Origin of the sequence: Micromonospora sp. MH99, from assembly GCF_021442385.1 — a bacterium.
GTDB lineage: Bacteria > Actinomycetota > Actinomycetes > Mycobacteriales > Micromonosporaceae > Micromonospora.
Map to the genome: position 1 here is coordinate 65,008 of NZ_MUZA01000010.1, position 17,628 is coordinate 82,635.

Annotated in this window: 19 protein-coding genes; 16 read left to right on the forward strand and 3 right to left on the reverse strand. The window is 71.6% G+C overall.

Annotated features, from left to right (window positions below):
* Positions 1 to 79 precede the first annotated feature (79 nt).
* The 11 genes from B0E54_RS08010 to B0E54_RS08060 all read left to right on the forward strand — a co-directional run bounded on the left by B0E54_RS08010 (position 80) and on the right by B0E54_RS08060 (position 11,376).
* Positions 80 to 445 (forward strand): DUF485 domain-containing protein, encoded by a 366-nt coding sequence (locus tag B0E54_RS08010; RefSeq protein ID WP_234582629.1) that lies wholly within the window; start codon positions 80 to 82, stop codon positions 443 to 445.
* Positions 423 to 2,114 (forward strand): cation acetate symporter, encoded by a 1,692-nt coding sequence (locus B0E54_RS08015; protein ID WP_234582630.1) that lies wholly within the window; start codon positions 423 to 425, stop codon positions 2,112 to 2,114. The genes B0E54_RS08010 and B0E54_RS08015 overlap by 23 nt, the downstream gene beginning before the upstream one ends.
* 82 nt (positions 2,115 to 2,196) lie before the next feature.
* Positions 2,197 to 3,174: an NAD-dependent epimerase/dehydratase family protein gene (locus tag B0E54_RS08020; RefSeq protein WP_234582631.1), complete on the forward strand. Its 978-nt coding sequence runs from the start codon at positions 2,197 to 2,199 to the stop codon at positions 3,172 to 3,174.
* A 76-nt stretch (positions 3,175 to 3,250) separates the two neighbouring features.
* Positions 3,251 to 4,474, forward strand: a complete 1,224-nt coding sequence (locus B0E54_RS08025) for an LCP family protein (RefSeq protein ID WP_234582632.1) — start codon at positions 3,251 to 3,253, stop codon at positions 4,472 to 4,474.
* Positions 4,475 to 4,669: 195 nt separating this feature from the next.
* The gene (locus tag B0E54_RS08030) at positions 4,670 to 5,932 is read left to right on the forward strand and encodes an LCP family protein (RefSeq protein WP_234582633.1); all 1,263 of its coding nucleotides are present in this window, start codon (positions 4,670 to 4,672) and stop codon (positions 5,930 to 5,932) included.
* 228 nt (positions 5,933 to 6,160) lie between these two features.
* Positions 6,161 to 7,123, forward strand: a complete 963-nt coding sequence (locus B0E54_RS08035; protein WP_234582697.1) for an LCP family protein — start codon at positions 6,161 to 6,163, stop codon at positions 7,121 to 7,123.
* A gap of 58 nt (positions 7,124 to 7,181) precedes the next feature.
* Positions 7,182 to 7,517 carry a rhodanese-like domain-containing protein gene (locus B0E54_RS08040; RefSeq protein ID WP_039905019.1) on the forward strand — a complete coding sequence of 112 codons (336 nt, stop codon included), beginning with the start codon at positions 7,182 to 7,184 and terminating at the stop codon, positions 7,515 to 7,517.
* A gap of 10 nt (positions 7,518 to 7,527) precedes the next feature.
* The gene (locus tag B0E54_RS08045; protein WP_234582634.1) at positions 7,528 to 8,316 is read left to right on the forward strand and encodes a glycerophosphodiester phosphodiesterase family protein; all 789 of its coding nucleotides are present in this window, start codon (positions 7,528 to 7,530) and stop codon (positions 8,314 to 8,316) included.
* Between the two features lie 159 nt (positions 8,317 to 8,475).
* Positions 8,476 to 9,930 (forward strand): ATP-binding protein, encoded by a 1,455-nt coding sequence (locus B0E54_RS08050; RefSeq protein ID WP_234582635.1) that lies wholly within the window; start codon positions 8,476 to 8,478, stop codon positions 9,928 to 9,930.
* 61 nt (positions 9,931 to 9,991) lie between these two features.
* On the forward strand, positions 9,992 to 10,426 hold the full coding sequence (locus B0E54_RS08055; protein ID WP_234582698.1) for an ATP-binding protein: 435 nt from the start codon (positions 9,992 to 9,994) through the stop codon (positions 10,424 to 10,426).
* A gap of 62 nt (positions 10,427 to 10,488) precedes the next feature.
* A complete protein-coding gene (locus tag B0E54_RS08060; protein ID WP_234582636.1) occupies positions 10,489 to 11,376 on the forward strand; it encodes a DUF5926 family protein in 888 nt (295 codons plus the stop codon).
* Between the two features lie 18 nt (positions 11,377 to 11,394).
* On the opposite strand, the gene B0E54_RS08065 is transcribed toward B0E54_RS08060, so the two are convergent.
* Positions 11,395 to 12,612, reverse strand: coding sequence for an arginine deiminase (locus B0E54_RS08065; RefSeq protein ID WP_234582637.1), 1,218 nt, complete (start codon positions 12,610 to 12,612; stop codon positions 11,395 to 11,397).
* A gap of 167 nt (positions 12,613 to 12,779) precedes the next feature.
* Between B0E54_RS08065 and B0E54_RS08070 the strand changes: the two genes are divergently transcribed.
* From B0E54_RS08070 to pheA, 5 genes are all read left to right on the forward strand, one after another.
* Positions 12,780 to 13,520 carry a hypothetical protein gene (locus B0E54_RS08070; protein ID WP_234582638.1) on the forward strand — a complete coding sequence of 247 codons (741 nt, stop codon included), beginning with the start codon at positions 12,780 to 12,782 and terminating at the stop codon, positions 13,518 to 13,520.
* A gap of 167 nt (positions 13,521 to 13,687) precedes the next feature.
* Positions 13,688 to 14,146 carry a hypothetical protein gene (locus B0E54_RS08075; protein ID WP_234582639.1) on the forward strand — a complete coding sequence of 153 codons (459 nt, stop codon included), beginning with the start codon at positions 13,688 to 13,690 and terminating at the stop codon, positions 14,144 to 14,146.
* A gap of 75 nt (positions 14,147 to 14,221) precedes the next feature.
* On the forward strand, positions 14,222 to 14,611 hold the full coding sequence (locus B0E54_RS08080) for an ACT domain-containing protein (protein WP_234582640.1): 390 nt from the start codon (positions 14,222 to 14,224) through the stop codon (positions 14,609 to 14,611).
* A 66-nt stretch (positions 14,612 to 14,677) separates the two neighbouring features.
* Entirely contained in the window at positions 14,678 to 15,301 is a 624-nt protein-coding gene (locus B0E54_RS08085) for a hypothetical protein (RefSeq protein ID WP_234582641.1), read from the forward strand.
* 10 nt (positions 15,302 to 15,311) lie between these two features.
* On the forward strand, positions 15,312 to 16,268 hold the full coding sequence (gene pheA, locus B0E54_RS08090; protein WP_234582642.1) for a prephenate dehydratase: 957 nt from the start codon (positions 15,312 to 15,314) through the stop codon (positions 16,266 to 16,268).
* 73 nt (positions 16,269 to 16,341) lie between these two features.
* Here pheA and B0E54_RS08095 read toward each other — a convergent pair whose 3' ends face one another.
* A complete protein-coding gene (locus tag B0E54_RS08095) occupies positions 16,342 to 17,064 on the reverse strand; it encodes an AIM24 family protein (RefSeq protein ID WP_234582643.1) in 723 nt (240 codons plus the stop codon).
* Positions 17,065 to 17,258: 194 nt separating this feature from the next.
* The gene (locus B0E54_RS08100; RefSeq protein ID WP_234582699.1) at positions 17,259 to 17,606 is read right to left on the reverse strand and encodes a metallopeptidase family protein; all 348 of its coding nucleotides are present in this window, start codon (positions 17,604 to 17,606) and stop codon (positions 17,259 to 17,261) included.
* Positions 17,607 to 17,628 lie beyond the last annotated feature (22 nt).

Consider the following 17,628-nt stretch of genomic DNA (forward strand, 5'->3'; position numbering starts at 1 on the left):
CGGCCTTCCCCGTCGGGGAGCGTGCTCTCTACGGTGCGCGGAAACTACCCCCGACGCCTGTGAAGGTGGTGATCCACAGATGTCCACGGACACACCCGCGCCTACCGCTTCCCAGCCGGACAAGTACCTGGCCGTGCAACGGTCGGACGAGTTCGCCGGGCTGCGGCGCGCGCTGCGCGGCTTCGTCTTCCCGATGACCGTCGCGTTCTTCCTGTGGTACGCGCTCTACGTCATTCTCTCCGCGTACGCCCGGGACTTCATGGGCACGAAGCTGTTCGGCAGCAACATCAACGTCGCACTGGTCTTCGGCCTGCTCCAGTTCGTCTCCACGTTCGTGATCGCCTGGCTCTACTCCCGGTACGCGGACCGGAAGATCGACCCGGTCGCCGACCGGATCCGTGCCGAGATCGGGGAGGTGACCCATGAAGACGGTCCTCGCGGCTAATCCGCTCCTCGCGGCCGAGGCTGGCAACCACACGGCCCGCAACCTGACGATCACGCTGTTCCTGGTCTTCGTGGCGGTGACCCTGGGCATCACGATCTGGGCCAGCCGGCAGACCAAGACGGCAACCGACTTCTACGCGGGCGGCCGCTCCTTCTCCGGTTTCCAGAACGGCATGGCGATCGGCGGCGACTACATGTCGGCCGCGTCGTTCCTCGGCATCGCCGGCATCATCGCGCTCTACGGTTACGACGGCTTCCTCTACTCGATCGGCTTCCTGGTCGCCTGGCTGGTGGCCCTGCTGCTGGTCGCGGAGCTGCTGCGTAACTCGGGCCGGTACACGATGGCCGACGTGCTGGCGTTCCGAATGCGCCAGCGCCCGGTGCGGACGGCGGCGGCGGTCTCCACCATCACGGTGTCGATCTTCTATCTGCTCGCGCAGATGGTGGGCGCCGGCGCGCTGGTGGCGCTGCTGCTCGGCATCAAGCCGGGAACGACATTCCTCGGGATGGACGCGGCCACCGCCAAGGTGGCGACCATCATCATGGTCGGCGCTCTGATGATCATCTACGTGACCGTGGGTGGCATGAAGGGCACCACGTACGTGCAGATCGTCAAGGCGTTCCTGCTGATGACCGGCGCGCTGCTGATGACCGTGCTGGTGCTGGCCAAGTTCCACTTCAACCTGTCGGAGCTGCTGGGCGCCGCCGCCTCCGCCTCCGGCAAGGGGGACAAGCTCCTGGAACCGGGTCTGCGGTACGGCGTCGAGGTCGCCGGCAACTCGACGCAGACCTTCTACAACAAGATGGACCTGCTCTCGCTCGGTATCGCCCTGGTGCTCGGCACCGCCGGCCTGCCGCACATCCTGATCCGCTTCTACACGGTGCCGACCGCCAAGGCGGCCCGCAAGAGCGTGCTCTGGGCCATCGGCATCATCGGCACCTTCTACCTGCTCACCCTGGCCCTCGGCTTCGGCGCCGCGGCACTGGTGGGCAGTGAGGCCATCACTGCGCAGGACAAGGCCGGCAACACTGCCGCACCACAGTTGGCCGAGGCGCTCGGCCTGGAGTTCTTCGGCGGCGACCTGGGCGGCGCGGCCCTGCTGGCGATCATCGCGGCGGTAGCCTTCGCCACCATCCTGGCCGTGGTCGCCGGGTTGACCCTGGCCTCCTCGTCCAGCCTGGCGCACGACTTCTACGCGAACGTCCTGAAGAAGGGCGAGACGTCGGAGCGCCAGGAGGTACGGGTCGCCCGGATCTCCGCCCTGGTGATCGGCGCGATCTCCATCCTCCTGTCGATCTTCGCGCAGAACCTCAACGTGGCGTTCCTCGTGGCGCTGGCCTTCGCGGTCGCCGCCTCGGGCAACCTGCCGGCGATCCTCTACAGCCTGTTCTGGCGGCGGTTCAACACCTCCGGAGCGGTCTGGGCGATCTACGGCGGTCTGCTCTCGGCAGTGGTGCTGGTGTTCTTCTCACCCGTGGTCTCGGGCGCGGCGACGTCGATGTTCCCGGACCACGACTGGCAGTGGTTCCCGCTGTCCAACCCGGGCATCCTGTCCATCCCGTTCGGCTTCCTGTGCGGGTGGATCGGCACCCTCATCTCCAAGGAGCACGACGAGGAGAAGTACGCGGAGCTGGAGGTGCGCGCCCTCACCGGTTCGGGCGCCCACTGACACCGCGACAGGGGCCCCCTGTCGACGCCACGCGTCGACAGGGGGCCTCTCGCGGTAAACGGGGGTCGGTAGGCTGACCGGCATGAAGGTTGCTGAGCGCTTCGGTCCCGGTCACCGCGTTCTCGTCACCGGCGGCGCCGGTTTCGTCCCGTCGCACCTGGTCGACTCCCTGATCGCCCGGGGCTGCACGGTGGTGGCGCTGGACAACTTCGTCACCGGCTCCAAGGAGAACGTCGCCCACCTGCTCGACCGGCCAACCTTCACCCTGGTCGAGGCGGACCTCTCCGACGGCCTGCCGACGCACCACCCGGCCCTCGCCGAGCGGTTCGACGCGATCCTGCACATGGCCTCGCCGGCCAGCCCCACCGACTTCGCGCAACTGCCGGTGGAGATCCTCCGGGTCGGCTCGGTGGGCACCCTGCACCTGCTGGAGCGCGCGGTCGCCGACGGCGCCCGGTTCCTGATGGCCTCCACCTCCGAGGCGTACGGGGACCCGAAGGAGCACCCGCAGCGCGAGACCTACTGGGGCAACGTCAACCCGATCGGCGTTCGCAGCGTCTACGACGAGGCGAAGCGCTTCTCCGAGGCCGCGACGATGGCGTACCACCGCTACCGCGGGCTGGACGCGGCGATCGTGCGGATCTTCAACACGTACGGCCCGCGGATGCGCCCGGACGACGGCCGGGCCATCCCCACCTTCATCTCCCAGGCGCTGCGCGGCGAGCCGATCACCGTGCACGGCACCGGCAACCAGACCCGGTCGATCTGCTTCGTCGAGGACCTGGTGCGGGGCATCCTGCTGCTGCTCGACTCGACCGAGACCGGCCCGGTCAACTGCGGCACCGAGCACGAGCTGACCATGCGGCAACTCGCCGAGTTGATCGTGTCGCTCTCCGACAGCACCTCGCAGGTGACGTACATCACCCGCAGCTCGGACGACCCGGAGATGCGGCGCCCCGATCTGACCCTCGCCCGTGAACTGCTCGGATACGAGCCGACCGTGGCGCCCGAAGACGGCCTGCGACGCACGATCGAGTACTTCCGGGCGCGGCTAGGGTAACCAGGTCACGGCGGAACACCGGTCGCTGAGTGTCGCCTGAGGGCGGTAGTGGCTCTCGCTACGTACCCTGAGTTACATGTCAGCGACCTCTGCCGGCGTTCCTCACCCGCACCTGCACCGCAGCACCGGGCGCGCTTCGGTGCCCGGCCCCGACCGGGGCGCCTCCGGACGCGCGCGTCCCGCCGAGGCGCGCTGGTATCCGTCGTACGACGAGCAGCAGCCCGGCCCGGGCGGCCCGGGAGGGCCGACGGGACCGGGCCGGCCCGGTGGCGCCGGCGGGCCGGGACGGCGTGGCCCCCGGCCGCGCTGGGGGCGGATCGGCCTGGTGGCCGGGGTCGCGGTGCTGGTGTTGGCGCTGCTCGGCGGCCTGGGCGCCTGGCTGTACGCGCGCAACCTCAACAACGATCTGGCCCGCACCGACCCGTTCGCGGAGATCACCGGAGGTCGGCCGGCGAAGCCCGTCGACGGCGCGTTGAACATCCTGCTGGTCGGCAGCGACTCCCGGGACCCGGACGCGCCTGTCGACACCAAGAGCCAGTGGCGGGCCGACACGGTCATCGTCATGCACATCCCGGCCGACCACCAGTCGGCGTACCTGGTCTCCATCCCGCGTGACCTGTACGTGCCGATCCCGCAGAGCGCCGGAGCGGACTGCGGCTCCGGCCAGCGCGCGAAGATCAACGCGGCGTTCGCGTTCGGCGGCCTGCCGCTGGCGGTCCGCACGGTGGAGTGCTTCACCGACGTCCGGATCGACCACGTGATGGCTATCGACTTCGGCGGGTTCAAGGAGGTCACCGACGCCCTCGGCGGGGTGGACCTGAAGGTGGAGCGGACGATCACCTCGATCCACAAGCCGTACCGGACGTTCACCAAGGGCACCAACCACATGGACGGCGCGGAGGCGCTGGACTGGATCCGGCAGCGCAAGCAGTTCCCGGACGGCGACTTCGCCCGGATGCGGCACCAGCAGGAGTTCCTGCGGGCGCTGATGGACAAGGCGGCGAGCACCGGCACCCTGGCGAACCCGAAGAAGCTCAACGACTTCCTCAAGTCGGTGACCGCCGCGGTGACCGTCGACCAGGGCTTCTCGGTGACGGACATGGCGGTGCAGTTCCGCAACCTGCGCGGGCAGAACCTCACGTTCCTGACCAGCCCGAACTCGGGCAGCGACACCATCAACGGCGAGTCGGTGGTGGTGTCGGACCGGGAGAAGGCGCTGGCGATGTACCAGGCCATGTCGGCCGACACCATGGGGGACTGGGTCAAGGCCAACCCGCCGAAGAACACCGACGGGGGCTGAGCGCAGGGGTGGGCCGCGTCGCCGGCGACGCGGTCCACCCGGAGCCGAGAGGGCCTCGCCTTTACGGTCATCACGTGGCGACGATCGCCCGGTTGACAACGCCCGGCGACCGAGTCGAGCCCAGATGAACTCGCAAACTCGAATTGATGTACGTACAGTAGGGCCGCCCCCTCCTGATCACGAGCTGGAGCACGCATGCCGGTTCAGGCCAGCCGTCGCCCTTCGTCCCCCGGAGCCGCAGCCCCGAGCGGCCGGATCGCCGCGTCCATTCCCGCGCAGCCGGGCCCTTCAGGTGGAGGGCCAGGCGGTCGCCCGCCGGGCGGCGGCGGCAAGGGCCGGACGGGCGGCAAGGGGCCGGCGAAGAAGCGGCCCAAGCGCAAGGATCCGCTCTGGGCCCGACTGACCGTGATCTTCGGTGCGGTGCTGATGCTCAGCAGCGGAGTGGCGATCGTCGGCAGCAAGGTGCTGATCGGCCAGGCGACCGGGGACATCGCCCAACGCAACCTGCTCGGTGATGCCGGCAAGACCGACGCGGAGGGCGGCGCGAGCCTCGACGGCCCGATCGACATGCTGCTGCTCGGCGTGGACGCGCGCGAGCGGTGGGCCGCCGACGACGTCCGCTCGGACAGCATCATCATCCTGCACATCCCGGCCTCGCACGACCAGGCGTACCTGATCTCGATCCCCCGGGACACCGAGGCGCAGATCCCGCCCTTCAAGAAGAGCGGCTTCGCCGGTGGCACCGACAAGATCAATGCCGCGTTCCAGGCCGGCGCCCGCAACGGCGGCGGCTGGGAGGGCGGCGCCCAGTTGATGGCGCAGACGATCAAGCGCCTCACCGGGGTCAGCTTCGACGGCGCGGCGATCATCAACTTCGGTGGCTTCAAGAACGTCATCGACACCCTGGGCACCGTGAAGATCTGCGTGAGTCACGAGGTCAAGTCGAAGCACATGTCGTTCGTCGACGGCAAGCCGATGTGGAACGCCGACGCCAAGAAGACCGGCAAGCAGATGACCCCGGTGGTGCACAAGAAGGGCTGCCAGGAGATGGAGGGCTGGGCCGCCCTCGACTACGCGCGGCAGCGCTACGGGCTCCCCGGCGGCGACTACGACCGTCAGCAGAACCAGCAGCAACTGATCAAGGCGATGGCGCGCAAGGCCACCGACGGCGGCATGCTGACCAACCCGGCCAAGCTGAACCAGTTGATCAAGGCGGCCGGCAAGGCGTTCGTCCTGGACACCGGCGGCGTGCCGATCGAGAACTTCATCTTCACCATGCGTGGGGTCACCGCGAACGAGCTGACGATGTTGAAGACCAACAACGGCAGCTTCAACGGCAACAGCAACAACCGCGAGGCGTTGAACGAGGAAACAATGCAGATGTTCGAGGCGGTCAAGCAGGACAAGCTCGCCGAGTTCGTCTTCTCCCACCCCGAGGTGATCTCCGGCCGCAAGTGACGGCCGCCGCGGCGCCTGAGGCGGCCGCCGCCTCAGGCCGCGCCGTCGCCCGAGGCCGTGTCGCGTGAAGTCGCGGAAAGCCCGGCGACCGGTCCGCTACCGACCGTAGCCTGACGTGAGCAGGTTTCACGTATCGGCTGCGGGGAGGCGGTCACGTCCAGGTGGGGGCGGAACGCAGCGGACCGGGCACGCCCGGCCGCGCCCCGCCGCACCCGCTGGTCACGCGTCCTGCTCGGCGTCGGTCTGGCCCTCGTCCTGCTGGCCGGGCTCGCCCTCATCGGGCTCAAGACGCTGACCCGCCGGTACGACCGGACGGTGACCAAGGAACAGCTGCTCGACGCCGACGCCCGCACCGACCGGACCGACCTGGACGGGCCGCTCAACTACCTGCTCATCGGCACCGACCGACGCGCCGGCAGCAGCGAACCGGACCAGCGCTCGGACACCATCCTCATCGTGCACGTGCCCGCCGGACGGCGGGAGGCGTACCTGGTCTCCATCCCGCGTGACCTGCTGGTCTCCATCCCACCCGCGAACGGCTTCGGCGGCGGTCCAGACAAGATCAATGCGGCGTACGAGCACGGCGGCGGCGGGCAGGCCGGCACCCGACTGCTCTCCGTCACCCTCAACCGGCTCACCGGCATCCGCTTCGACGGCGCCGCGCTGATCGACTTCTCCGGCTTCCGGAAGGTGATCGACCTCCTCGGCGGGGTGCAGATGTGCGTGGACACCGAGGTCCGCTCGATCCACACCAACCGCGTCTTCCCCACCGGCTGCCAGCGGATGGACGGGGCGCAGGCGTTGGACTACGTGCGGCAGCGCTACGACCTGCCCAACGGCGACTTCGACAGGCAGCACCACCAGCAGCAGCTCTTGAAGGCGATGCTGGACAGCGCCGGCAACGCCGACCTGCGCAACAACCCCGTCAAACTGGACCAGGTGCTGCGCGCGGTCGGCGGCTCGTTGACCGTCGACACCAACGGCGTACCCCTGGAGGACCTGCTCCTCGCGCTCCGCGCGCTGCCGCCCGACGGGATGCACGGCGTCCAGGTGCCGTCGTCGCCGCAGACCATCGACCAGGTCTCGTACGTGGTGCTCGACAACGGCGGCAACGGGCTCTTCGAGGCCGTCCGGGGGACCCGCGTACCGGCCTGGGCGCAGGCCAACCCGCGCTGGGTGACCCGGTTGTGACCGTACCGACGGCCGGGTCGGTGCCGATCCGGCCCGCGAGGATCTAGTGTTGCTTCCTGTGTTCGGACCCCAGGTTCCCACCGTGCCCGTGACCGAGATCGCCGACGACACCTACCTGCTCGACGTGCGGGAGGCCGACGAATGGGCGGCCGGCCACGCGCCCACCGCCCACCACCTGCCGATGATGGAGCTGCCGGCGCGGCTGGCCGAGGTGCCCACCGACCGGGACGTGGCAGTCATCTGCCGCTCCGGCGGACGGTCCGCCCAGGTCGTCGCCTACCTGGTCAACAACGGCTGGGAGCAGGTGCGGAACGCCGACGGCGGGATGCGCCAGTGGGCAGCGGTCGGCCGTCCGGTGGTCGACGCGAACGGGCAGCCCGGCCAGGTCATCTGAGGCGGCCGGAATGGGCGGGCCTCTGGTCTTCGCGCACCGCGGCGCCTCGTACGACCTTCCGGAGCACACCCTCGCCGCGTATCTGCGCGCCCTCGACGAGGGTGCCGACGGGCTGGAGTGCGACGTCCGGCTGACCCGGGACGGGCACCTGGTCTGCGTGCACGACCGGCGACTGGACCGCACCAGCAACGGCCGCGGTCTGGTCAGCGCGCGTACGCTCGCCGAGCTGGACGCGCTGGACTTCGGGTCCTGGCATCCGGGCAGCGCGCCGAGCGGCGACCTGCCACCGGACGAGTCGCACACCCGGCTGTTGACGCTGGCCCGGCTGCTCGACGCGGTGCTCGCCGCCGGGCGGCCGGTCCGGCTGCTGGTCGAGACGAAACACCCGTCCCGCTACGGCTCGAACGTGGAGCGGCGGCTGGTCGACCTGCTGCGGCGGTACGGGCTGGCCGACCCGGCGCCGGACGACCCGGTCCAGGTCACCGTCATGTCGTTCTCCCCGCTGGCGGTGCGACGGGTCCGGGAGCTGGCCCCCGCGCTGCCCACGGTGCTGTTGCTGGAGGTGCTGCCGCCCTGGCTGCGGCTGGGCCGGCTGCCGTTCGGCACCCGCATCGCCGGGCCGGGCATCGGCCTGGTCCGGGCCCGACCGCGCCTGCTGCCCGCGCTGCGCGCCGCCGGCAACCAGGTGTACGTCTGGACGGTCAACGAGCCGGCCGACCTGGAGCTGGTGCTGGCCGAGGAGGTGGACGGGATCATCACCGACCGACCAGCGCACGTCCTGGCCCGCCGGGACCGCTGAAAGGCCCTCGACGCCGAGCTGGCCGTGCAGCGTGCCGACCGCCGGCAGCGCCGGCACCTTACGCCAGCGCGACAACGCCGAGCTCGCCGTGCAGCGTGCCGACCGCCTGCGCGACAACCGGGGGTGCCGAAAGCCGGACCGGCGGGGCAGACTCGGCACATGCCGGAGCGTATCGATTTTCCCGCTCTCCTCGCCGGCCAGGCCGCCGTGATCGAGATGATCAATTCTGGGGACGCGGGCCTACCGGTCCTCACCCAGCTCCTTCTGGTGACCCAACCGGCGCTCGGCGCGACCGGAATGGCGTTCGTCGAGTTCGGCCCGACCGGCGGCCGGGTGATCGCGGCCACCGGCGCCGCAGAGTGGGCGCTCGGTCGACCGCTCGCGGTGGACGACCCGGACACCGTCTGCCTGCTCTCCGGGCCACGGGTGAGCCAGGTCCGGGTGACCGAGCTCAACGGCAAGCTCGCCGCCGAGCTGGCCGGCAGCGGGTTGCGCCGGATGGTGGTGTCCCGGGCCGAGATCGGCGGTCACACCGTCGGCAGCCTGCACGCCCTCTACCCGGGCGACGACGACCCGGGCGCCGAGCAGCAGGGGGTGCTCGCCTACCTCGCCTCGTGCATCGCGCACATGTACGGCGACCAGAGCGGGCTGCCGGTGCACGGCGACGGGCCGGTGGTGGCGGCGCTCGCCGACGGGTTGGCGGTGGTCGACCGCGACGGCCACGTCCGGCTCTGGAACCCGGCCGCCGCCCAGGTCACCGGCCGGACAGCAGAGCAGGCGTTGAGCGGCCTTCTACCGTTCCCGTTGCCGCCTTCCGGCCAGGTCCGTGACCACCGGCTGCCGGACGGACGCTGGCTGCGCATCACCTCCGGCGACCTGCCCGGCCCGGGCGCGCTACGGGTGGTCACCTTCCGCGACATCACCGACCAGCAGCGCCGCGATCACGACCGGGAGCTGTTCGTCGCGGTCACCAGCCACGAGCTGCGTACGCCGGTCACCGTCATCAAGGGGTACGCGGACACCCTCACCGACCACTGGGAGTCGCTGACCGAGGGCGACCGGCGACAGGCCGCCCGGGTGATCGGGCAGCGCGCCAACGAGCTGGCCCGGCTGGTCGACCGACTGCTCTCCTCGGCGGCCGAGGCGGGGCCGGGGGACGACCCACCGACCCCGTTCGACCTCGGTGAGGCGTTGCGCGCCGCCACCGTGGACCTGCCGGCGGATCTGCGGCACCGGCTGACGCTGCGCCTCCCGGCCGACCTGCCCAAGGCGCTCGGCCACCGGCCCAGCCTGGCCACAGTGCTGACCGAGCTGGCGACCAACGCCGGCAAGTACTCGCCGCCGGGCTCCCCCATCGAGATCACCGCCGGGGTGGACGGCCAGTTGGTCGCGTTCCGGGTCAAAGACCGGGGCATCGGCATCCGGCCGGAGCACGTGGAGCGGGCGTTCGACAGGTTCTGGCAGGGCGAGTCAGGCGACCGGCGCGGCTACCCGGGAGCGGGGCTCGGCCTCTATCTCGTCCGCCGGATCGTTGAACAACAGAATGGATGGGTATCCCTACGTCCGAGGACCGACGGCGGTACGGTCGCAGAGGTGCGGCTACCGCGCGGTTGACCGACGGTGGCGCGACGTGGAGGCGACGGTGGCAGCGGCAGTGAGGGATCGGGCGTGGTGCGTGGTGGTTCCCCACCACCCCGCCGGCGCACGGCTGGCACGACACCGGCTCGCCGGCGACCTGGCCGACGTCGTGGCCCCGGCGCTTCTCGCGGATCTGATCGCGGTGCTCGCCGAGCTGGTGGGCAACTCGGTCCGGCATGCCCGACCGCTGCCCGGCGGCGTGGTCCGGGTGGCGTGGCGGCTGCGGCCCTCGGCCGAGGGCCCCCGGATCCAGTTGCGGGTGACCGACGGCGGCGCGGGCACCAGCCCGCGGATCCGCACGGCCAACCCGGACGCCGCGGACGGGCGGGGACTGCACATCGTGGCCGGCCTGGCGACCCGCTGGGGCGTCGAGCGGGACGGCATGGGCCAGCGCGTGTGGGCGGAGTTCGACCCACCCCGCACTTCGCGGCCCACCGCGCCCCCGCGTTCCGGCCTGGTGACGGCCGGCTGACATTGCCGGGCCGGGTGGGTCCGGCCCACGGTGGGACCGGCGGGGCCTTAGGCTGTGACGCCGTGAGCAAGCGTCGAAAGAGCCAGCGAACCGCCGCCGACACCGCGCCCCGGAAGGACAAGGTGCGCGACGTCTTCGTGCCGCGACCGTTCGAGGGGCTGGCCGACGAGGTCGAGTGGATCGCGCTGCGCGAGTTGGTGCCCGCCGCGTCCGCGCCGCTGCGACTGGCGCCGGCCCTCGTCGAGGAGTTCGGGGAGCGGTCGGTCACGCTCGCCACGGTGCTGCCGATGGCCGCGCCCGCGGTGAGCAAGCCGGACGGCCGGGTGCTCATCGGTCTGCAACGCCACCAGCAGTCCGGCGACGTCTCCCGGGACCTGGCCGAGGCGCTGCTCTGCGCGCTGCGGGCCGAGCCGGGCGGCCAGGTGTCCGTACCACCGCTGCCCGGTCCCGGGCCGCGTCTGCAGGACATCCTGGTGGACGGCCCGCTGGAGATCACCATGCACGACGGGTTCGAGTTCTGGCTCGACCCCGGGGCGGCCGACGACCCGAGCGTCCAGGCGTCGCTGGAGCGGGCGAACGCCGCCATCTACCCGACCGTGCGGATGACCGCCGCGAAGGCCGCGTACTGGTGCCGGGTCCCGGAGAAGTCGCACGTGCGCTGGGTGCTGCCGGACGACGAGGACGCCGCCCTGGACGCGCTGGCCCGCCTCGGCGCGGCCGGCACGCTGACGCTCGGCGAGCAGACCAAGTTCGCCGGGATGTTCCGCGCGCACGGCCGGCTGGTGCCGGTGTGGGACCTGCCCGAGGAGACTCCGGCCGCCGAGTGGGAGGACCCGGTCGCGCAGTTCGCCAAGCGGTACGCCGAGGCGCTCGCCACCACCGAACCGCTGGACGCCGCCGGCCGGCGGGCCCGCCAGGGGCTGCTCGGCCGCCAACTCACCCTGCGCTGACCCCGGCTCGCTGCCCGTTCACCCGTTGACGGGCAGCGGGTCGCGGACGATCGGGCAGGACATGCAGCGCGGGCCTCCCCGGCCGGAGCCCAGCTCCGAGCCGGCAATCGGGATGACCTCGATGCCGGCCCGCTCCAACTGCGCGTTGGTCTCCGTGTTGCGCTCGTAGCCGACGCAGAGCCGGGGTGCCAGGGCGAGGGTGTTGTTGCCGTCGTCCCACTGCTCGCGTTCCGCGGTGACCGGGTCCAGGCCGGTGTCGATGACCCGGAGCTGGTCCAGGTCCATCGCGTCGGCGGCGGCCCGCAGGAAGGGCGCCGGGCCGTCCACGCGCGGGTCCTCGCCGTCCGCGCCGGCGATCACGGTGTACGCCGAGAGCGTGCTGGCGATGTTCGGGTACATCAGCACCGCGTCTGCGTCGACCATCGTGCACACGGTGTCCAGGTGCATGGTGGCGCGCTTCTGCGCGATCGGCACCACCAGGATGGTGTGGGCCAGCCCGGCGGCGAAGACCTGCCGGCCGAGGCGTTCGGCGCCGGCCGGGGTGGTCCGCTCGCCCACCCCGACCGCCAGGACGCCGGGTGCGAGCAGCAGGACGTCCCCGCCCTCCAGGTGCTCCAGGTTGGGGCGGTAGACGAACTGGGTGCCGGCGAAGCGTGGATGGTGGCGGTAGATGGCGTCGGTCAGGGTGGTCTCCCGGCGTCGGGCCGGCATGGCCAGGCTGGTGACGCCGACCCGGTCGCCGATCCACAGCGACGAGTCCCGGGTGAACAGCAGGTTCGGCAGCGGGTCGATGACGAAGTCGTGCCGGTCCATCAGGGTGTAGACCAGGCCGCCCGGCCGCTCCGAGCTGATCCGCAGTTCCTCGTGGGCGAGCCCGGCGGTGAGCACGTCGGCCAACGCGACCGGGTCCAGATAGGCGAGGTGGTCGGCGACCCGGGCGCGGAGCGTGTCGCCGAGGCGACGGGAGCGCAGCACCTCCTCGGTCAACTCGGCGCGGGCGTCCTCGACGGCCAGCGTCTCGGCCAGCAGGGTGGCCAGGTAGAGCACTTCGACCCCGCGCTCGCGCAGCGCGGCGGCGAACGCGTCGTGCTCCTCCTGGGCGCGGCCGACCCAGGGGATCGCGTCGAACAGGAGCGAGTCGTTGTTGCGGGGGGTGAGCCGGGCCAGTTCCGGGCCGGGCCGGTGCAGCAGCACGGTGCCGAGCCGGCCGACTTCACTGTCGACGTAGTGGGTCACCCCCGCAGCGTAGGGCAGGGTTTGGCGGCATCCGAGAAAAGAACTGTGGATGAATATGGCATTCATCCACAGTCACTCCGGCGCTCCGGCTTGCCGAACACCCACAGTGGCAACGTAGGGTAGTGAGGACATAACTTCGAGGGACCTTTTGCCGGAGGTCGACGACGATGACTGTCTTTCCCGCACGACGAGCCGTACCGACCGCCAGGGCACTGCCGCCCATCGCGGTGCCCCACCCCCGCGTCGAGTCGCCCGGGGCTCTGGAGCCGGTCCGTCCCACACCGCTCGAATGGGCCCGCCGCCGCCGTGCCGAGCGGGGCGCCCGTCGACTGGAGGCGGCCGGAGCACGAGCGCTCGGCCAGCTCGACCATCTCGGGCCGGCCTGGCACGTCATCGAGTGGCCCCGCACCGACGTGGCGGACGTCCTGCTCGACCGCACCCAGGACGACCGCGCCGGGTTCCTCGCCATCGGACCGAGCGGCCTGTTCGCGGTGACCATCGCCGACCACGGCCGGGCCCGGGTGCTCGTCGCCGGGGACGTCGTGCAGATCAACGGCAAGCGGCCTCCGTACGTCACCGAGGCCCGGCGGGACGCCAGGCGGGCCAGCAAGGCCCTCTCCGACGCGGTGGGGCTGACCATCCCGGTGACGCCGGTGCTGACCTTCGTGGGCTCCGGCGTGATCAGCGTCTACGGCCTTCCGAAGGACTGTCTGATGGCCACCCACCGGGAGCTGGATCGGCTCCTCGTGGCCGGTGGCAGCCGGATCAGCCCGGCCACGGCCGAAAAGCTGTCCCGGGTGGCACAGCACCCGAGCACCTGGCTGAACGGCACGTACCGTCCATCCGCCGACTACCGGTGGTACGACGAGGGCCGAACGGCCGCTGACAAGCCGGCCCACCGCCGGTAACGTCACCGGCGACGCCACGCGGCCCGGTCCCCCACCTACCCCACCGGCTCCCGCGCCGTCGCCGGCCGCCCCGGTTCGAGCTGTGCGGTTCGGTGACCTGGTGCGCTCGGTGATTCCGTCGGCGACCGGCTAGCGTGGACAGTCCGTCGGTGGACATAGGAGGCGCGGTGGCCCACGTCGAACTCTCGCTCTCGGAAGTGTTCGTGCCGTCGGCGCGGGCCTCGACAGAGCTGGGGTCCGACAATGTCGGCCAGTGGTCCTCGACGGTCGGCCGGGCCGATGAGCCCTGCCTGCTGATCGACGCCGACACCCGGGTCGTGGCCATCTCCACCGCCGGCTGTGAGCTGCTCTGTCTGGGTGACCCGGCCGGCCTGATCGGGCGACCGCTGCTCGACGGCGGGCTGCGCCTGCTGGATTTCACCGCCAACCGGGGCGAGCTGACCGAGGCCGAGATCGACAAGATCCCGCCCCTGCTGGCGCTCTCCTCCGGCCGCCTCGCCCGTGGGCTGCTGCGGGTGCAGGCCGCCTCGGCGGACAGCTCCGACGCGACGGTCGACGCGATCTCCACCCCGGTCCTCACCGACGGCGCCGTGGCCGGCTCGCTCACCTTCTTCTCAGAGGTCTGACCTGCGGCGCAATGTGTCGTTCGCCGCACGCGCCGATGGCGGGACGGTCCCACACCCACGCCGTAAGGTGCCTTCATGCTCAATATCGATCTGCTGCCGGGGGAGTACGCCGTGTGCCGGTTGAGTGCCGGCACCGCCCTGCCGGCCGCACTGTCGAGTGAGCTGGGCCGCGCCGACGTGGTCACGGTGAGCTGGACCGCCGACGGGATCTCGGTGATCTGCCCTACCGACCGGGTGCCCGCCAAGGCCGTGGTGGAGACCACCTGGCGTTGCCTGCGCGTCGTCGGCCCGTCGGGCGTGGACGGCACCGGCACACTGGCGGCGCTGGTCGACCCGCTCGCCGCGGCCCGGGTCAGCGTGGTCACGTTCTCCACCTTCGACACGGACTACGTGCTGGTGCCGACCGTCCGGTTGACCGAGGGCAGGGCCGCCCTGGAGCGTGCCGGGCACCGCGTCCTCGGCTGAGCTTCACCCGGCCGACCACTCGCCCTACGATGGGCTCGGCCACCCCGGCCGCAACGACGTTTCCCGATGTCCGAGGATCGGCCCGTGCCGTTCACCCCGCCCCGCCACCCGGCTCCCCCGACCCGGGCGACAACCGCTGTCACATCCGTGGCGGTTCGCGCGCTGCCCGTGGCCGGGGCCCTGCTGGCGCTCCTGGCCATCGGGGCGCTGGCCGGCTGCGGCGCCCCTCCCGAGCTGCGCGACCCGGCCGGGCTGCCCACCGGCGCCGGCACCCCGACGGCACCCTCCTCGACCGGCGTCCCGACAGGCACGCCGTCCACCGCGCCGAGCGCCCCACCGGCCGTGACCCCGTCGGCCAGCCGGGAACCGGGCCTGGTCGCGACGGCCTGCCGGAACGGTCCGACCGGGGAGCGGGTGGTGCAACTGCTGAAAGGCCGGGCCTCGGTGCTCCCGGACAACGTGCGGGTCCGGGTCCGCACCGGGCCGCTGTGCGCCGCCGACTGGCAGTACACGGTGCTGGAGGTGACCGGGCACGAGGAACTCCAGGTCGTCACCCGGGGTCGGGCCGCCGCCCCAGAGCTGGTCACCGCCGGCACCGACGTGTGCACCATCGAGGTCCGCGCCACCGGGCCGGCCGGGATCCGTACGCTCGCCTGCGATGACGATCCGGCGATCCAGCCGGGTGCGTAGTCTGGTCGACATGCCCGGAACACCGCCCACGCGTTTCGTCTACCTCGGCCCGGAGGGCACCTTCGCCGAGCAGGCCCTGCGCACCGTTCCCGCCGCCGAGCGTGGCACCCGGACTCCGGCCCGCAGCGTCGGTGAGGCACTGGACAGCGTCCGGGCCTCGGATGCCGACGCGGCGCTGGTGCCGCTGGAAAACTCGATCGGCGGGGCGGTCGGCGTCACCCTGGACGAGATGGCCGAGGGCGATCCGCTGGTGATCACCCGGGAGGTGATCCTGCCGGTCGAGTTCGTGCTCGCCGCGCGAACCGGCACCGCGCTGTCGGCGGTCCGCACGGTCGCGGCGCACCCGCAGGCGTCCACCCAGTGCCGGGGCTGGCTGCGTGACCACGTCCCCGACGCCGTGGTCGTCGACGTGCTCTCCAACGGCGCGGCCGCCGCCGGCGCGGGTTCCGGCCAGTACGACGCGGCGATCTGCGCGCCGATCGGGGCGGCCCGACACCGACTCGCCCTGCTCGCCGACAAGATCGCCGACCACCCCGACGCCGTGACCCGTTTCGTCCTGGTCTCCCGCCCCGGGCCGCCCCCACCGCCGACCGGCGACGACCTCACCTCGCTGGCCGTCTACATCGCCCACGACCGGGTCGGCGCGCTGCTGTCGGTGCTGATGGAGCTGGCCGTCCGCGGCGTCAACCTGACCCGGATCGAGTCCCGCCCGACCGGCGAGGCCCTGGGCCGGTACGTCTTCTTCCTCGACTGCACGGGCCACGTGGCCGACGTACGCCTGGGCGAGGCGTTGCAGGGGCTGCGCCGGGTGTGCGCCGACGTCCGCTTCCTGGGGTCGTACCCCCGGCATCGCTGGGTCGACGCGGCGGGCGAGCGGCAGGTGCCCGCGCCGGCCGGCCTCTCCGACGTCGACTACGCCGACGCGGCGGCCTGGCTGGCCCGGCTGCGCACCGGCGAGTTGAGCTGACCGGCCGAGCAGGCGCGCAACACGCGTACGGGCGCCCCGGTGCGACCGGGAGCGCCCGTACCCGCGTCGGTGGTCAGCTCAGCAGACCGCCGAGCAGACCGCCCTCCTGCTGCTGCTGACCGCTGCCCATGACCGGGGGCTCCTCGGACGGCTGCACCACCACGAAGCCCTGACCGGCGAAGCTCATCGTGAACGACTCGCCGGTGCGCCGGCCCAGCAGCGTGCCGAGACCCAGCTGCTCAGCCCGGTGGTAGCCGGTCTGGAGGTTGGCCGACCAGCAGACGGCGGCCTGCGGGTCGACGTACGTCGGGGCGTCCACGTTGAGCACCACCGGGGTGCCCTTGGTCGTGATGGCGATCCGGCCGTAACCGCTGAACACGCAGTTGAACAGGCCGGACGAGGAGGCCATGCCGGCGCCGCCGACCATCCTGATGTCGTACTGGAGGGTCGAGTCGAACGCCAGCACGCTGGAACCGTTGATGGAGAGCGCGTCGCCCGGCTCCAGGTCGATGATGTGCACGTCCTTGGCCAGCTCGGCGAGGAAGACGTCACCCTGGCCGGTGACCTTCATCAGCGGGACGCCCTCGCCGGTGAGCTTCTGCTTGAGGAACTTGCCGAGCCCACCCGAGCCCAGCGCCTGGAACTGCACGTTGCCCTGGTAGGCGACCATCGACCCGACCCGGGCCATCGCCTCGCCGTTGAGCTCGATCTTCAACATCTTGGAGTTCTGTAGCCGCATGCCGGCCTGCGCGGACTCCTTCTCCAGATTCTCCGCCGAGAACAGCTCGCTGCGCATGAAAGGTGCCTCCTGAAACGGTCGCGGTAGCTGCACCGACGGTAGGCGACCAGGGCAACCAGGGGCCATCGCCCGAGCGGCGTGCCGCGCTCGGGCGTGGCGGTGAGCAGCGAACGGTCGCCGTGTGCGGCCAGGGAATCGCCGTCTGCGCCGGGGGTCGCCGTGTGCGGCCGGCGTCGCGGTTAACGCCGGGGTCAGCCCCAGCCCAGCGCGTGCAGTCGCGCGTCGTCGATGCCGAAGTGGTGGGCGATCTCGTGCACCACTGTCACCGCGACCTCGTCGACGACGTCCTCGTCACTGTCGCAGATCCGCAGGATCGGACGGCGGTAGATGAAGATCCGGTCCGGCAGCACGCCGGAGTAGTCCCAGCCCCGATCGGTCAGCGCGTGCCCCTCGTAGAGGCCGAGCAGGTCGGGGTCGGTGTGCGGCGGGTCGTCCTCGACCAGGATCACCACGTTGCTCATCAGGCCGAGCAGTTCCTCGGGAACTTCGTCGAGGGCGTCAGCCACCAGCTCCTCGAAGCGCTCGCGAGTCATGTCCACCGGCACGGCGTCCATTCTGCCC

Coding starts and splice junctions, on each gene's coding strand:
- B0E54_RS08010 (WP_234582629.1), top strand. CDS start 80: ATGTCCACGGACACACCCGCGCCTACCGCTTCCCAGCCGGACAAGTAC.
- B0E54_RS08015 (WP_234582630.1), top strand. CDS start 423: ATGAAGACGGTCCTCGCGGCTAATCCGCTCCTCGCGGCCGAGGCTGGC.
- B0E54_RS08020 (WP_234582631.1), top strand. CDS start 2,197: ATGAAGGTTGCTGAGCGCTTCGGTCCCGGTCACCGCGTTCTCGTCACC.
- B0E54_RS08025 (WP_234582632.1), top strand. CDS start 3,251: ATGTCAGCGACCTCTGCCGGCGTTCCTCACCCGCACCTGCACCGCAGC.
- B0E54_RS08030 (WP_234582633.1), top strand. CDS start 4,670: ATGCCGGTTCAGGCCAGCCGTCGCCCTTCGTCCCCCGGAGCCGCAGCC.
- B0E54_RS08045 (WP_234582634.1), top strand. CDS start 7,528: ATGGGCGGGCCTCTGGTCTTCGCGCACCGCGGCGCCTCGTACGACCTT.
- B0E54_RS08050 (WP_234582635.1), top strand. CDS start 8,476: ATGCCGGAGCGTATCGATTTTCCCGCTCTCCTCGCCGGCCAGGCCGCC.
- B0E54_RS08070 (WP_234582638.1), top strand. CDS start 12,780: ATGACTGTCTTTCCCGCACGACGAGCCGTACCGACCGCCAGGGCACTG.
- B0E54_RS08080 (WP_234582640.1), top strand. CDS start 14,222: ATGCTCAATATCGATCTGCTGCCGGGGGAGTACGCCGTGTGCCGGTTG.
- B0E54_RS08085 (WP_234582641.1), top strand. CDS start 14,678: ATGTCCGAGGATCGGCCCGTGCCGTTCACCCCGCCCCGCCACCCGGCT.
- pheA (WP_234582642.1), top strand. CDS start 15,312: ATGCCCGGAACACCGCCCACGCGTTTCGTCTACCTCGGCCCGGAGGGC.
- B0E54_RS08095 (WP_234582643.1), bottom strand. CDS start 17,064: ATGCGCAGCGAGCTGTTCTCGGCGGAGAATCTGGAGAAGGAGTCCGCG.